The sequence below is a fragment of the Paenibacillus sp. EPM92 genome (assembly GCF_016586185.1).
Classification (GTDB): domain Bacteria; phylum Bacillota; class Bacilli; order Paenibacillales; family NBRC-103111; genus Paenibacillus_G; species Paenibacillus_G validus.
The window spans coordinates 62535-77827 of sequence record NZ_BCPS01000110.1 but is presented as its reverse complement, the minus strand read 5'-3'; the positions used below and the strand labels follow the sequence as shown (position 1 = coordinate 77827).

At 47.7% G+C, this 15293-nt stretch carries 14 protein-coding genes and 4 pseudogenes; 14 read left to right on the top strand and 4 right to left on the bottom strand.

The annotated features are described in order from the left end of the window. Window positions 1-353 (top strand): annotated as a pseudogene (locus JMF85_RS27640) (replication initiation factor family protein); the annotation flags it as partial. Window positions 354-357: 4 nt separating this feature from the next. On the opposite strand, the gene JMF85_RS27635 reads toward JMF85_RS27640, so the two are convergent. Next, window positions 358-561 carry a helix-turn-helix domain-containing protein gene (locus JMF85_RS27635; RefSeq protein WP_201319376.1) on the bottom strand — a complete coding sequence of 68 codons (204 nt, stop codon included), beginning with the start codon at window positions 559-561 and terminating at the stop codon, window positions 358-360. 158 nt (window positions 562-719) lie between these two features. Here JMF85_RS27635 and JMF85_RS27630 point away from each other — a divergent pair. The 4 genes and pseudogenes from JMF85_RS27630 (at window position 720) to JMF85_RS27615 (ending at window position 4178) form a co-directional block, all read left to right on the top strand. Next, window positions 720-1495: pseudogene (locus tag JMF85_RS27630) on the top strand (recombinase family protein). 231 nt (window positions 1496-1726) lie between these two features. Beyond that, window positions 1727-2953 carry an IS110 family RNA-guided transposase gene (locus JMF85_RS27625; protein ID WP_201319374.1) on the top strand — a complete coding sequence of 409 codons (1227 nt, stop codon included), beginning with the start codon at window positions 1727-1729 and terminating at the stop codon, window positions 2951-2953. A gap of 108 nt (window positions 2954-3061) precedes the next feature. Beyond that, on the top strand, window positions 3062-3763 hold the full coding sequence (locus tag JMF85_RS27620) for an RHS repeat-associated core domain-containing protein (protein WP_201319377.1): 702 nt from the start codon (window positions 3062-3064) through the stop codon (window positions 3761-3763). A 22-nt stretch (window positions 3764-3785) separates the two neighbouring features. Continuing rightward, window positions 3786-4178 carry a hypothetical protein gene (locus tag JMF85_RS27615; protein WP_201319373.1) on the top strand — a complete coding sequence of 131 codons (393 nt, stop codon included), beginning with the start codon at window positions 3786-3788 and terminating at the stop codon, window positions 4176-4178. 235 nt (window positions 4179-4413) lie between these two features. On the opposite strand, the gene JMF85_RS28730 is transcribed toward JMF85_RS27615, so the two are convergent. The 3 genes from JMF85_RS28730 to JMF85_RS27600 are packed head-to-tail and all read right to left on the bottom strand — an operon-like array spanning window position 4414 to window position 5634. Continuing rightward, window positions 4414-4632: an IS3 family transposase gene (locus tag JMF85_RS28730; protein ID WP_201319372.1), complete on the bottom strand. Its 219-nt coding sequence runs from the start codon at window positions 4630-4632 to the stop codon at window positions 4414-4416. Beyond that, on the bottom strand, window positions 4577-5266 hold the full coding sequence (locus JMF85_RS27605) for a DDE-type integrase/transposase/recombinase (RefSeq protein WP_201319371.1): 690 nt from the start codon (window positions 5264-5266) through the stop codon (window positions 4577-4579). Before JMF85_RS27605 ends, JMF85_RS28730 begins: the two co-directional genes overlap by 56 nt. Window positions 5267-5307: 41 nt before the next feature. Continuing rightward, on the bottom strand, window positions 5308-5634 hold the full coding sequence (locus JMF85_RS27600) for a transposase (protein WP_201319370.1): 327 nt from the start codon (window positions 5632-5634) through the stop codon (window positions 5308-5310). A gap of 80 nt (window positions 5635-5714) precedes the next feature. Between JMF85_RS27600 and JMF85_RS27595 the strand changes: the two are divergent. From JMF85_RS27595 to hcaB, 9 genes and pseudogenes are all read left to right on the top strand, one after another. Then, window positions 5715-6800: pseudogene (locus tag JMF85_RS27595) on the top strand (FGGY-family carbohydrate kinase); the annotation flags it as partial. Window positions 6801-7583: 783 nt separating this feature from the next. Beyond that, the gene (gene ltrA, locus JMF85_RS27590) at window positions 7584-8876 is read left to right on the top strand and encodes a group II intron reverse transcriptase/maturase (RefSeq protein ID WP_201319369.1); all 1293 of its coding nucleotides are present in this window, start codon (window positions 7584-7586) and stop codon (window positions 8874-8876) included. Window positions 8877-9530: 654 nt separating this feature from the next. Then, window positions 9531-10391: pseudogene (gene ltrA, locus JMF85_RS27585) on the top strand (group II intron reverse transcriptase/maturase); the annotation flags it as partial. 136 nt (window positions 10392-10527) lie between these two features. Continuing rightward, complete coding sequence (locus tag JMF85_RS27580; RefSeq protein WP_127610289.1) at window positions 10528-11175, top strand: GntR family transcriptional regulator; 648 nt, start codon at window positions 10528-10530, stop codon at window positions 11173-11175. Window positions 11176-11366: 191 nt separating this feature from the next. Next, on the top strand, window positions 11367-12200 hold the full coding sequence (locus JMF85_RS27575; RefSeq protein ID WP_201319368.1) for an alpha/beta fold hydrolase: 834 nt from the start codon (window positions 11367-11369) through the stop codon (window positions 12198-12200). A 56-nt stretch (window positions 12201-12256) separates the two neighbouring features. Next, window positions 12257-13591, top strand: coding sequence for an aromatic ring-hydroxylating dioxygenase subunit alpha (locus JMF85_RS27570; protein ID WP_127610294.1), 1335 nt, complete (start codon window positions 12257-12259; stop codon window positions 13589-13591). 85 nt (window positions 13592-13676) lie between these two features. Further along, window positions 13677-14189 carry an aromatic-ring-hydroxylating dioxygenase subunit beta gene (locus JMF85_RS27565; RefSeq protein WP_196426876.1) on the top strand — a complete coding sequence of 171 codons (513 nt, stop codon included), beginning with the start codon at window positions 13677-13679 and terminating at the stop codon, window positions 14187-14189. A gap of 17 nt (window positions 14190-14206) precedes the next feature. Beyond that, a complete protein-coding gene (locus tag JMF85_RS27560; RefSeq protein ID WP_236596025.1) occupies window positions 14207-14437 on the top strand; it encodes a hypothetical protein in 231 nt (76 codons plus the stop codon). A 32-nt stretch (window positions 14438-14469) separates the two neighbouring features. Next, entirely contained in the window at window positions 14470-15282 is an 813-nt protein-coding gene (gene hcaB, locus JMF85_RS27555; protein WP_054798428.1) for a 3-(cis-5,6-dihydroxycyclohexa-1,3-dien-1-yl)propanoate dehydrogenase, read from the top strand. Window positions 15283-15293: the final 11 nt, after the last annotated feature.

Genomic DNA, 15293 nt, shown 5'->3' with positions numbered 1-15293 from the left:
TTGTCGAGGGCGATTTGACGAGAGTTGAAATCGTCTACGTGCCGGATGAAAAAATACCGCTTGATACTCTTGTTCAGTTTCCGCCCAAGTTCAGCAGGCTTTACCTTTGTGCTCAGGTAACCGAGTCAGAGAAGATAAAACCCAAAGTATTACAAAGAGTTCAAGGTATGATGCGCGGCGAGTTGGAACAAAGGCAGGTAACCTACCATTATCGTAAGCAGATTGAACAAGAAATGCGGCTTCGCCCTAACTTGGATTTTGACGGTTTGGCGGCGGAACAATGGGAAGAAGTAATTACCTTGCCGTGTGCTGTACTGGGCGGCGTGATTAGTAAAGTTTCAGTAACATTGTAGGCTATTAATCTTCCATGACAATCAATTCATGAAGTTCGATATTGAGCGTCTTACAGATAATCTCAAACGTACTAAGATGTACTCTATCGACTCCATTTGAGCATAAATGGCTGATGGTGTTTGGTCGTAGTCCGGTGAGTCTAGCTAACTCCCGTTGCGACATATTTCTTTCAGCTAATATTTCCTTAAGTTTCACGACAACGGGCATAATCAACCTTCTCTCTAAGCAATAATTCTCCTCCATTATACGTCCTCTACTACTTTAATAAAAGTGATTGAATGTATCGTCTAGTCGATATATAATTGTATTGTATCTACTAGGCGTTACATTGATCTGAATTATCGTAACGATGGGGAGGAAACAGCATGAAAGTCATCGGTTATGTCAGAGTATCAACACAAGGACAAGCGAAAGACGGTTATAGCTTAGCCTTCCAACAAGACGAAATACGCTCGTATTGTGAGCGGCAAGGATGGAACTTGCTCTATGTATTTACAGACGAGGGGATTAGTGGGGCGAAAGTTGATGAACATACGCTTGAAGTGGACAGAATTGGCTTTCAGAGCATGTTAGCCGCCCTCTCTACCAATCCATTGATGCAGTTGTCGTACTCAATACAAGCCGTTTATGGCGGTCTGACATCGTAAAGGTATTGGTTCATCGGGAGTTCAAGATACATGGGGTGGATGTGAAAAGCATCGAACAGCCGACATACTCCATCTACAAGAAAGACCCATCCGACTTCCTGATTAACGGATTGATGGAACTGCTTGATGCTTACCAACGGCTTGAAATCAGCATGAAGCTAAGCCGAGGACGTAACAAGAAAGCACAGCAAGGCGGCTATGCCGGAGGTCGGGCGGCGTTCGGATACAAAGCAAGCAAAGGACATAAAGTAATCGAAGTGCATGACAAGCAAGCCCAAGCAGTAAAACGGCTCTTTGACATACGGGAACAGAACCCGACATGGACGCTATCTGAACTAGCGTCAGTATTGAATCAGGAAGGCTTTACCACACAGCAAGGCAAGTTGTTCACGAAGGTACAGGTCAAGCGGATATTAGACCGCAGAGACTTCTACCAAGGGCTTTACCGCTACGGCGGCATTGAAGCCGAGGGGCTTCACAAAGCAATCATCTAAACGGAACATATACGGAAATCTATGATTCGCTAACGTGTCTTTGCGGCTTTTGTCCGCTCGAACTGAGGATGCGACTTGGATTTTTCGAAATGTTCCTGACCATCCGATTGGGTGGTTACTCATAGGCTGAAACTATGCTTACGTATCTTTGTAGCAGTGTCAACTTGTGCCGAGGATGCAATTTCAACCCATCAGTAATCATTCAATACAACCAACAAGGAGTGAACCAACATGGTACAACAAGACAAATTGATTTACGTGGGCGTAGACCTGCACAAACAGCATCATACGGCGGTATTTATCAACTGTTGGAATCAGAAGTTAGGTGAAATCAAGTTCGACAACAAGCCCACCGCATTCCTACAGCTTGTCAAAGAGGTCAAGAAGCACGTTAAGAAGGGAATGTCGGTAGTCTACGGCTTGGAGGATGTGGGCGGCTTCGGTAGAGCATTGGCGGTATATCTGACTGAAAGCGGCTGTTGGGTCAAGGAAGTCAATGCCAAGCTAGCCAATGCAAGACGAAAGAGCCATGTTACCATTCAGAAGTCCGATAGTTGGGATGCTGAATGTGTAGCCAAGGTTTTACGGGACGAACTGCATAACCTGCCGGATGCGAAGCCGATTGACCTGTATTGGGCAATCAGTCAGCTTGTTACACACCGGAAGTGGCAGTCGAAGAACCTGACGAACATGGTCAAGCGGCTTCATCAGCAGTTGGGCTACCATTATCCGAGTTACAAGGCGTTCTTCTCCGAGATAGACGGTAAAACGGCATTGGCATTTTGGCATAAGTATCCTTCTCCGAAGCACCTGACAGGCGTGTGGGCGGAAGAATTGGCGAAGTACCTCCGCAAGCTGAGCAATAACGGGCTTTCTACCAAGAAGGCTGAACAGATTCTATCCCTAATCACCGCTGATGGAGATACGACAAGAGATTTCCAAGAAAAACGGGACTTTATCGTCAGAGGATTGGTCAAGAACATCCGCTTTAGCCAACGAGAATTGAAGCGAGTCGAGGAGGAAATCGGGGGTCTGATGAAGGAACTGGGCTTCCAACTGGAAACCATAGACGTAGTTACGGCGGCTGAACTGGTTGCAGAGATTGGAGATATTCACCGTTTCTCAAGCCCTGACAAGTTGGCACGATTCGCAGGAATCGCCCCAATCGCAGTAGGTTCAGGAAATAAGCATCGGAACTATAAGAGCAAGCAGGGCAACCGCGAACTGCATGACATTATCAAAGCCCTAGCTATCCGTCAGATAGCAGTAACACGTACCAAGAAAGAGCCGCGTAACCCGTACTTCCATGCTTACTATGAGCAGAGGATGGCGGCAGGAAAGACCAAACAGCAAGCCATTGTCTGCATCATGAGGAAGTTAGTCAACGTGATACACTACCTTATGCGAACGAAGGCGGCATACGTAATTCCAGTAGTATCCAGTAACCAAGCGGCATGATATAATCATAGAGTCGGGCGGCGATTGTACAAACAGTCTCCGCCCATTTCATTGGAATTAGGTCGGTTTATTAACTAGGATAGCTATGAAGGGGAAATTAATAATCCGTTGTCGCTTAATCTTTATACTTATGGATGGAATAATCCTCTTCGCTATACAGACCCAACAGGTCATAATGTATGTGGTTTCGGTGGGGCGGGTACAGATTGGTGCAACAATTACTTTGGACAAGTTGGTTCTTATGCCCAAGATTTGTGGTATACAGTAACTGACAACGAGGTTTATACAGCTACAAAAGCAGTGGCACAATGGGCTATTGTAGATGATATAAATACGGTAAGTGACCCGAACTCGTCAATGTTTGAGAGAAGTCTTGCCGCAGCAAGCTTTATTCCTGTAGGAAAGTTGATTAAAGGTGGAAGATTAGCTGTTAATCTAGCCAATAAATATAGGACCGTTTCAAGAGAGGTCGAAATTACAGCTGAACTTCTTAGTAATTCTAGGCATTTCGTATCTAAATCGTTGGATAATGTAATAAGTTCTGCTACTTTCGAAAGCAAAAAAGCAGGGACTATGCTATACAGGCAAACAGGTGGATATGATAGAGCATTAGAAGACTTTGCAGGCTTGGGATTGCAAAATATAAGTTCAATAACTAACGGATTCAAAGGTGATATACTAGATGAAGCAGGGGATATTATTAAAACTATCAATGTTCGGACAATTAGTACAGATAAAGCCTCACAAGCAACATTAGAAATTTACGAAAGAGCAACAAAAAATAGCACTAAGATAAGGTACGGTGAATAGCATAAAAAGGAGTTGATAATAGGTGGAGAAGTGGATTAAATGGAATCCCATTGATACAATCTCGCAAAAACTTGATTTCATAAGCTTCTTGTATGATGAGAATGGTATCCTTATAAGATTAAGGGATTTAGCTTCTAATGCAGACTTTGAATTAAGATATGAATCAGTTTTTTCATTCCGTAATACGGACGAAGGAAGAAGGCTAAAATTACTAAACATCTTGTCTGAAAATTATGGAGATAGTTTTTATAAAGAGTGGTCAATATTTAAAGTGGAATCCTCAGAGTATATAAAGTGGCTGAATGAAGAGACATATGGCATGTATGAACATTACGAAACAGAACATCATGTATATATTACATCAAACGATATTTTAGAGATTCTGACTGCCCATGTACCAATCCTTTCGGAATAAAGATATGAGCTATCTTTTGCTACGACCGATTTAACCCCGTAACTTTAGAGCCTTATACCCTTATTCTCACGATTACGCAGTTTCTCATTGATATGCGTTGTTGCCGCCCTTGACATGGAGGCCTCCAGCGGGCATGATTTTTCGCGATAGGGCGATTCGGATAACCAACCCATGCATCGCGAGGCTAACAAGCCTATCATGCCCGCCTCTCCATGTAAAGGGCTTTGTCCATCCGTCATACCTTAATCACAATCGGCTTAACGGTTTGCTGATGTACAGCTTGATGAAACTCCTGCGGAGATAGATCATACAAACTGCCATGGATCCGCCGCTGATTATAAAACAAGAGATAGTCTGATACGATACGGTATGCATCCTGATAACTTTCAAATTCATGCCTAGAGAGACACTCTTGTTCTAAAATGGAATGAAACGCTTCTATATGCGCATTCATGCTCTACACGATACTTCAGGAATGCTTCTTCAAAAGCATGGCTGATGAATTGCGGGCCGTTATCGGTACGAACGACTGGCAGCTGGTCTTTGTCAAAGAGCCGCCGCTTCCATAACGCTCTCTGCAGGATCTGCGCGGCATGCTTCCCTTCGCAAGAGAGGCCCATATGGTAGTCGATAATCGATCGGTCGTAGACGTCAATAAGGCTGAGCAAGAAAAAGAAGCGCTGCTGTGCTTCAATATAGCCGTATTTCACGTCCATCTGCCAAAGCTGATTCGAAGCGCGGATCTCACGATTGTTCGCCAGCTTTCGGGGATATTGTATTCGCTTTCGGCGTTGTGGCTGCAGGATGCCCAGTTCCCGACACAGTCGGTATACTTTTTTCTTATTAATGAGCAGCCCATACTGTCGCTTCAGGCATATGGTTAATTTACGGTAACCGTAAGTCGCTTCTTCCCCGGCAATAAGCTCCATCAGCCATTCTTTGATCTGCTCATCGCTGACGGGACGCTGCTTATGATCCAAGGAAAAACCAGGAATTGGCCGTCCACCATTATACACCCGCTCGTGCTTGAAATATTTCTTCCGGTAATAGTACGTCGCTTCACTAACGCCGACGATTCGCAGCACCACTGCAGCTTTATATCCCCGCGCAATCCATGTGTCGGCGATCTCTATTTTGTCTGATAGGCGGGATTCACCTTTTTTACGAGATCACGAAGAATCGCAATCTCCAAATCCTTCTCGCCCAACAGCTTTTTCAATTTATCGTTTTCCTGCTCTAACGCTTGAAACTCTTTGGGTGTTGGGGTGTAGGCTGTAACTTTTTTGGATTCGGGTGATGCGTTTTTCCAACTTGTCTGTTTCGATTGACGAATCCAGCGGGATAGCATTTTCCCGTCGATTCCATGTCGTCTGGCAACTTGGCTTGCGTTGCCTGCCTCTAAGGCTTCTTGGATGAGCTGCTGTTTAAATTCTATGCTGTAACTCTTGCGCTGCATCTTTGATCCCTCCACTTTTGTTAATTCATATTGTAGTGGATAAGGAGAATAGACTCAAAGGTAATTTTGGGGCTTAAGAGACAGGACAAAAGGTGCTGGGCATTGGGGAAGCATCCGGTGTATTCCCAATCGATCTGCATACGAAAACCTATCATGCAAAAATGATCAATCAATTCAATGAATTGATTGCAGCCCACAACCTTCCGTGGAAACTAGAGGATACTTTGCCCCAAGTATTGGTGGCAGGTGAAAATACCTGCGTTCTCACAGAGGAAGGAGCAAAGCTTCTGGACGTTACGGGAGAGCTAAAAGCCGGTATTCCGTTCTGTCCGCCGGAGGGAGATGCCGGAACAGGCATGGTTGCAACCAACAGCGTTGCCCGACGTACAGGTAACGTGTCTGCCGGAACCTCCGTTTTTGCCATGGTCGTACTCGAAAAAGAATTGTCCAAAGTGTATCCCGAGATCGATTTAGTCACCACACCTACCGGCAATCTGGTCGCAATGGCCCATTCCAATAATTGCTCTTCCGATCTTAATGCATGGGTAGGATTGTTTGACGAGTTCGCCAAAGCAATGGGTTTTCATGCGGATCGGAATCAATTATATGGCACGCTGTATAACTTGGCACTTCAAGGGGATCCGGACTGTGGCGGCTTATTGGCTTACGGCTATCTCTCGGGGGAACACATCACTCATTTTGAAGAAGGCCGTCCATTGTTTGTGCGTTCATCCGACAGCAAATTCAACTTGGCCAATTTCATCCGAGTCCATTTGTTTACAGCATTGGGCGCGTTAAAAATCGGAATGGACATACTGCTCAAACAGGAGGGCGTGAAGCTGGAGGAAATCTTGGGACATGGCGGATTCTTCAAGACCGAGGGTGTAGGACAGAGCATGATGGCGGCTGCTTTGAATGTTCCCGTTTCCGTTATGGAAACCGCAGGGGAAGGTGGAGCATGGGGGATCGCGCTGCTGGCCTCCTACATGATCAACAAAGCGGACAACGAGACGTTAGAGGACTACTTGAGCCGGAAAGTATTCGCTAAAAAAGCAGGCAAGACGATGTCACCTCAGCCTAAGGACGTGGAAGGTTTCGAAGTGTTTATGCAAAGGTACGCAAAGGGACTGGCTATCGAAAAAGCAGCGGTAGAGTATCTCCAATAGATCATTTGGGTTCCAGACAAATTGGAGGGCCGTATGTCCGATTCATGAACGAAACTTATTCGGGGCAGATCGACTCGAAATAACCCACTCGCGTAAGCAGCATAGACGATAATATTTTGCAGTTACCGTTAATGTGCTAGGGGTTGAGATTCTTAAGGTAAAGTTTGTCGGCTCGAGTGCTTTTTATAATGTTACGCTTTCTGGAAATACAATAAGGTGAAGCAGCGGTTCTCATGACAGGAGAATCGCTTTTTTAGTGCGGCGTGCCCAGAGGCACGCATCTTCTAGCCGGTGAAAGTCCGGTCGCGGGAGGAGCCAAGTCCCCGCGTAGCTTGGATACTTGCGTATGGCGAAAACTGTGCGTAAAAGCGTATCGACGGAAGTTCTGTCAGAGACAGAATGAGCAACAGACCAGGCCGTAACATGAAGTGAATCCTGCCGCGTCGTCAAAAAGGCCTTGCAAGAGGGAAAAGAGGAAGCCGAGTCGTGCGCATATCGACGAAGGCCAAGGAAGCTGTCTAGATCTTGGAGCGGCAGCGAAGAATCCTCCGGCGTAGAGGGATCGGCATGGTATGAAAGAAGATGCAGTGAACTGGGGAGACCCTCCCATGCACGGAAAGTTTTTTTTTTCGTAACGAGATGTTCTATAAGCCAAAAGGCGAAGTGAGCCATCTGCAGGAAGGGAGTCCGAGGGGCGAATAGTACCTAAGAACGCAGGACAACACAACCTGCGGGAGGGAAGGCGCCCTGCTTTGTTCAAGCTTCTCAAGGAGGTACGAGTGAGTGAATGCCAAAGGGCTAACAACACCAAAGGAAAAAGTTCAACAACTCCAAGAGAAGCTAGGTCATGCTGCCAAGATAAGCAAAAGCAGAAAGTTCCATGCGCTGTACGACAAAGTCCATCGCTTGGAGGTGCTGGAAGAAGCGTGGCACAGGGTGCGGGCAAACAAGGGAGCGGCGGGCATCGACGGAGAAACCATGGGGGACATAGCAACGATCGGTGAAGACCGATTCCTAGCGGAATGCCAAGAACGACTCATGAAGAAATCCTACCGTCCCCAGCCTGTACGCCGTCACTACATTCCAAAGAAAGACGGACGGAAACGTCCGCTCGGCATCCCAACAGTAAAAGACCGCGTCGTACAAATGGCAACCAAAATCGTACTAGAGCCGATCTTTGAAGCCGATTTTCAGGAATGCTCATTCGGCTTTCGTCCGAAGCGAGGTGCAAAACAAGCACTGGAGCGAATTCGCAAGGCATGCAACCGCAAAGGCAATTGGGTGGTCGACGTCGACATCCAAGGTTACTTCGACAACATTAACCAAGAGAAGTTGATGAAACTGGTGGAAATGCGCATCAGCGACAGACGCATTCTCAAGCTAATTCGGCAATGGCTCGGGGCAGGGGTGATGGAGGAAGGAACGGTGAGACGCTCCGACTTGGGCACGCCGCAGGGCGGGGTCATCTCGCCGCTCTTGGCGAACATCTACCTGAACTACTTCGACCGTCTGTGGGAGAAGCATGGCAAAGAAGTCGGGGAACTGACACGTTATGCGGACGATTTTGTCGTCGTATGCAAGACAAGGAAGGACGCGCTTCATGCTTACAAGCTAATTCAAACGATTATGGAGCGGCTGGAACTGACCCTGCATCCGGAGAAAACGCGAATAGTGGGATTGTGGAGTGGGGAAGAAGGATTCGATTTCCTCGGTATGCACCACCGGAAAACGAAAGCCGAAACGAGGCAGAACCGGGTGTACTACACGACCCAGCAATGGCTCTGCATAAAGGCGGAGAAACATGTTCGGGAAGTGGTTAAGGAACGGCTTGCACCGCCTAAAATGCGGCATATCTCGTTTCAGGAACATGTGGACTGGTTGAACCTGAGAATTCAAGGCTGGAAGAACTACTATGCAACGCCGTACAGTTCCAGATGGATGTCTAAGCTAGACTGGTACATCCGCACACGGCTAACCAAGTGGTATGCAAAGAAACGCCAGCGCAATCGCTGGCGTAGCTCCGGATATGAAGTAAAAACGTTAAGCCAAATGCATGGACTAAAAACGCTGTTGTAAATCGCATGCACATGAATGACGAACATCGGAAAGCCGTATGAGGGAAAACCTCACGTACGGTTTGATGAGGAGGGGCTGAATTTAATTCAGTCCTTCACTCTAGCCCAGCATGGGCGCTATCTTTAGGGTTCAAGTCCCGAATGGCGAAGGCAGTAGTAGCCATAGCTCAAGGCAAGGGTGTCCATCGTGAGGTGGAATCTGAAGGAAGCCGGCGGCAAATCTCCGGTCTGAGGAACACGAACTTCATATAAGGCTAGCGTACGTTGGAGGAGACTGCTAAACAAGTCAAAGCCCTTACTGCCGAAGGCGTACGAGAGTAAATGAAGCAGATAGATGGAAAGGAAGATAGCGTTCTTACCTGGGGAGGTCTGTAAATAAGCAGCGTTTAAGCTGTAAACGTGTTTGAAAAAAGCACGCTGAATTTACAGACGTCAGCAGAGGTCATAGTACGCAAGCTGTGACGACAGGAAGCGGAAGGGCCGAACATGAAATAGGAATTGAACGACTGGAATTTCGAGTGTAAGCAGTGAAAGCAGACAACCCGAAAGGGCTTATCCGAGGAAAGTAACGGTGAATACGTGAGGGTACTCGGAAGGGCCGAGCTTACGCGCGACATGAACAGAAGAACAATTCACGCAAGGAGCGTACCAGGGAATGATGAAGCCATTATTGTCACGGGAAAATTTGCTGTCAGCACTCCATCGTGTTGAGGAGAACAAGGGAAGCCACGGCGTGGATGGCATGTCCGTAAAAACCTTACGAGACCACATCAAACAAAACTGGCAAACCATTCGCGAAAGCCTAGAAAACGGAACCTATGAACCTAGTCCCGTCCGGCGGGTCGAAATCCCGAAACCGAACGGCGGAACGAGGCTGTTAGGCATACCGACCGTGACAGACCGATTCATTCAACAAGCGATAACGCAAATATTAACTCCATTGTTCGACCCTGGGTTTTCCGAACATAGCTACGGTTTTCGCCCTAATCGGCGAGGACATGACGCGGTAAGGAAGGCGAGACAATTCATGCAAGATGACTACCGTATCGTGGTGGACATCGATTTGGAGAAATTCTTCGACCGAGTAAATCATGACCGACTAATGGCAAGGCTGGCGGAACGAGTAACAGACAAGACGCTGTTGAAACTCATCCGGAAGTACCTGCAGTCGGGAGTATTGGTAAACGGGCTCGTCAAGCCAACAGAAGAGGGTGCGCCGCAAGGCGGTCCGTTAAGTCCACTCTTATCCAACATCGTATTGGATGAACTGGACAAAGAACTGGAAAAGCGAAACCTGCGGTTTGTCCGCTATGCGGATGACTGTAACATTTACGTGAAGACGTAGAAGGCAGGTAAGCGGGTTAAGGAAACCGTGACACAATTCATTGAAAAGAAGCTGAAATTGAAGGTAAACCAAGCAAAAATCGCGGTAGACCGCCCGTGGAAACGAAAGTTTCTAGGTTTCACGTTCAGCTGGGACAAGGCAGAACCGAAGGTGAAAATCTCGAAACCATCGAGCGAAAATAACTAAAATGTTGATTTGTGAATACTAAAATGTTAGCCTCTGAATAAGAACATGGATCACTTAAGGGGTCAGGCCGAAGCGGGCTGGAATACGAGAAACCTTAAGTCATAGAAAGGCGGTTTTTGAAGTGAAAAGAGAAGAGGCTTATTTGTATATGCGAGATCGGATCATCGACCGTACATGGGATGTGGGGAAGTCGATCAGCGTCAACGATGTATGCGCGATGCTGGGCATGAGTCGTACGCCCGTACAAGAAGCCCTGACGCGGTTGGAACAACAAGGGTATGTTTCCATTACGCCGCAGGTGGGGGCATTTGTCCGCAGGCCCGCTTCAGAGGAAGTGTTCGAACGGCTGCTGACGCGTGCGGCGCTGGAAGCCGTTACCGCAGAGTGGGCAGCGCTTAGAATCACAGCAAAACAGTTGGATGCCATAGAGGCTATACTCGGACAAATGGAGCAATCCGGACTGACCTCGCATGAATACGCGAATCTGAACCGGGAATTTCATCGGACCATCCATTTGGCTTCGGGCTTGTCTTACGTTCAGCGTTTGGTCGAGCAGCACTGGGATTATCTGGAGTATGCGGCGGAAACGGATCAGTTGTTCATGGACGGCCAGATCAAGCGTTCCCTTGCCGAGCACAGGATGATATTCCACGGTCTGAAGGACGGAAACGGGGCCTTGACCAAGCAGCTTATGGAAAACCATATGGTGCGGGTCGCCCACCATTTAAAACGGCAAAATGAATTAACAGAAAATATTGACAACTCATGACTAAAATGTTAGCATTCAATAAACGCAGCAAATAACATAATTAACCAGCTTAAATATAGGAAAAATAATGAATAGGAGGAAAACTAAAATGTTAGTATTGAAGATTCCTTGACTTGATCACATGCCGAAGAAAATTCAGAGCTTGGATAAGTGATTACGGTTGAATCATCTTGAAATAGGAGGCGCCCAATATGCAGGAAGCTATTCAGGAGAAATATGTTCATGTTCACGGACTGAACACCCATTACTGGGAGGTAGGGGAAGGCGAGCCGATCATTTTTATTCACGGGGGCGGCGCCGGTGCTGACGGATGGGGGAACTGGAATCACCTCATGCCGCAGTTTGCGAAAGAAGGATACCGGGTACTCGCCTTGGATATGGTAGGGTTTGGATCTACCGAGTCCCCCGATCCACAGAACTATGAATACTCGAATGATAATAGGGTCAAACATGTAATCGCTTTCATTGAGGCTTTGGATTTACAGCAGGTCCATCTGGTTGGCAATTCAATGGGGGGAGCCGCCTCGCTTGGTGTAGCGATCCAACGACCCGAGCTGGTTCAAAAAATAGTATTGCTTGGATCAGCGGGGCGTCACAGACCGAAGGAAGGAGAACAAAGCAAAGCGCTGCTAACTCTTCAAGATTATGAATACGGCTGGGATCAAATGCATCAAATCGTCCGTTCCTTAACGAATGACCGTTTTGAAATCAGTGATGACCTGGTGAATTACCGTTTGAAATTCACAGCCAAGCCGGAGGTGATGCGCGCCTATCAAGCTACAATGAAATGGGTGAAGGAGAACGGCATGTATTATGAAGATGAAGAGTTGAGATCGATTCGTCACCACATCATGCTCATCCACGGCAAGAACGACAAGGTCGTTCCAGCCGCAGATTCCTGGGAAATTCTCAACCTCGTAGATAATGCTTCCTTATATGTGCTGCCCAATTGCGGACACTGGGTGATGCTGGAATACCCTGAGCAATTTACGGAGGCGACGGTTCGCTTTTTGAAGACTCCATAACCAGCCAAGCATATGCTTGCAAACCCTTGATCTAATTTTAGAGAGGAGTTTTGAAGATGGCTACGGACGAAAGCAAATTATCGCGGGCAGAGGCTGCTTTGGAATTGTTCCGTTCTAAATTGCAGGAGGGATTGATTCCGAGTCATATTTTCAACGATGCGGAAATATTCGAATTGGAGAAAGACCGAATTTTCACGAAAGCCTGGATGTTCTTGGGCCATGAATCGGAAATCCCGAACCCGGGCGACTATGTAGTGCGATATATCGTGGATGACAGCTTTATTGTGATCCGAGACGAGAACGGCGGCGTCCAGGTTTTGTTCAATTCATGTTCGCATCGCGGCATGCAGATCTGCAACGTGGAGATGGGCAATACCTCACATTTTCGCTGTCCCTACCACGGCTGGACTTATAAAAACAATGGAAATCTTGTCGGGGTTCCTTACGGCAAGGAGTTGTACGGCGACGGTCTCCATAGGGACCAATGGGGCTTAAAGAGCGCGGCAAAGTACGATACTTATCATGGGATGATCTTCGCATGTCTGGATCCGGATGCGGTATCGCTGGACGAATATTTGGGCGGGTTCAAATGGTACCTGGATATTTATTTGAAAAAGAGCGAGCAGGGCTTGGAGGTTGTAGGCGCTCCTCAGCGTTGGGTCGTGGATGCCGATTGGAAATTAGGGGCTGATAATTTCATCGGCGACGGATATCATACCGGGGTGAGTCACCGAAGTACGATTGAAATCGGAGTCCTTCCGGGACCGAATGCCGATTTTCATAAAGATGGCGTTCAAGTCTATGCCGATCCGGGCGGCGCCGGGTTTATTTACTCGCCTCCGCAATCGTTTAACGGATATCCCCCCAACATTGTGGAATCGCTCAAAAGAAATCTGAAGCCGGAACAAGTCGAGCTGCTGATCGGGAATGAGAATTATCATTTTTTCCCATCGCATGCCGGTATGTTTCCGAATCTCAGTCTGCTCAATGCGCCGGCAATTATAGAGCAGGGCGGGCGCCCGGTACCTTATTTAACGATGAGGACGTGGAACCCGATCGGCCCGGGCAAGATCGAAATCTGGTCCTGGTTTTTAGTCGAGAAAGACGCTCCGGACTGGTTTAAGGAAGCCTCCTACCGGGGTTACGTGTTAACTTTCGGCTCTTCCGGGACGTTGGAACAGGACGATACGGAAAATTGGCGGAGCATTTCCAAGGTAGCCAAAGGGTCCATGGCAAGAAATCATTTATTGAATTACCAGATGGGGATGACGTCGGGGATACAGCCTTTGACAGATTGGCCGGGCCCGGGTACAGCATACCCGAAGGCCTATCTTGAAGCGAATTCCCGGTCTTTTTATGGCAAGTATCTGGAATACATGGAGCGTGCGTAACTATCATTCGAAAAAATGGAATCGCTTACAAAATTCATGATATAGTGTGTTTATAAGTCCTGTGCCTTTGAAGGGGGATGAAGGTATGAAGCTGGAGATCAAGGACCAAAGCTACATGGAAATTTGCAATTTCCTTTTTCACGAAGCCGATCTGCTGGATACTGGAGCTTTTCGTGAATGGCTCAGTCTGATGACGGATGATTTAGTGTACCGGATACCGCTGCGAGTGACCAAAGAGGTGGGGCAAGGCTTTGGTTTTCTCGACAGCATGTCCCATATGGACGATACTTTCTATACTTTGGAGAAGCGCGTTCACCGGCTTGAATCCGAATACGCTTGGGCGGAAATTCCCCCTTCCCGGACGCGGCATTTCGTGTCGAACATCAGGGTTCGGCCGGGGGGCAATGACAGCGAGGTGCAGGTTGATTCCAATCTGCTTTTTTACCGCAGTCGAGGGGATTCTCCGGCTTTCGACATCCTGTCCGGGAAACGGCAAGATGTTCTGCGCTGGGTAGACGGCAATTGGAAATTGGCGAAACGCACGGTACTTCTGGATCAGACTACCTTGGCGACGCACAATCTGTCATTTTTTATGTAGATAAGGGGGAACAGGCATTGGAATCCTTTAACCAAGAGGGCGAAATGGTAATTTCCAACGAGTTTGCCATGGTTACAATACGCAAGGTGAATACCCGTAATGGGATTCGCTTGGAGATTCGTTCCCCGAAACTAGGGTATCAAATTTTACTCGATCCTATGGAGCTTGAAAGTATAACGTGGCAGCAAAAAGCTGTATTTTCTCAATTTCTGGAAACTCCTTTTGGATCGAAAGCCCATCATACCTAGCAGCAACAATATGGAAGAGGGAGGGTTTGCGGATGGGATGGTTGGATGGAAAGGTTGCTTTGGTGATTGGCGGGGGGTCCGGCATTGGTCGCGGCGTGGTGGATACTTTTGTTCAGGAAGGAGCATCCGTAGCCGTTTTGGAGATCAATCCCCAGAAGGTTTCAAGCTTGCAGGGTTTGGGAGCTTCGGTCAAGCCTGTTCAAGGAGACGCTACCGTTTATGAGGATAATGAACGGGCGGTTGGGCAAACGATAGACGCTTTTGGCCGGTTGGATATTTTGGTGGTATGCGTGGGCGTGTGGGATTACTTCGCCGATTTGCCGAATATACCGGCCGGGAAAATTAGCAGCGCGTTCGATGAATTATTCGCCGTCAATGTCAAAAGCAACTTGCTCAGCGCGAAAGCAGCTTTGCCCGAGCTGTTAAAAACTGAGGGGAGCATCGTGTTGACCGTATCCAACTCGGGCTTTTATCCGGCTGGAGGAGGCCCTCTGTATGTGGCTTCCAAGTTTGCCGTACGCGGTTTGATTACAGAGCTGGCTTATGAATTAGCCCCCAAGATTCGGGTGAACGGAGTAGCCCCGGGCGGCACCATAACCGATTTGGCAGGGCTAAAAAGCTTGGAGCAGCATCACATGTCGATGGCCGCCGTACCTAATCTTCCTGACATCATGCGGTCCACCACGCCTCTGCAGGTCGTAGGTACGCCGGAGGATCACGCCTGGGCTTATGTGTACCTTGCTTCGAAGGAACGCTCGAGAACCGTAACGGGAACCATTATTCATTCTGACGGCGGCATGGGCGTTAGGGGAGTCGGTAAAGTCGCCGGCTTATTGCAAGATTAACTAAATAAATT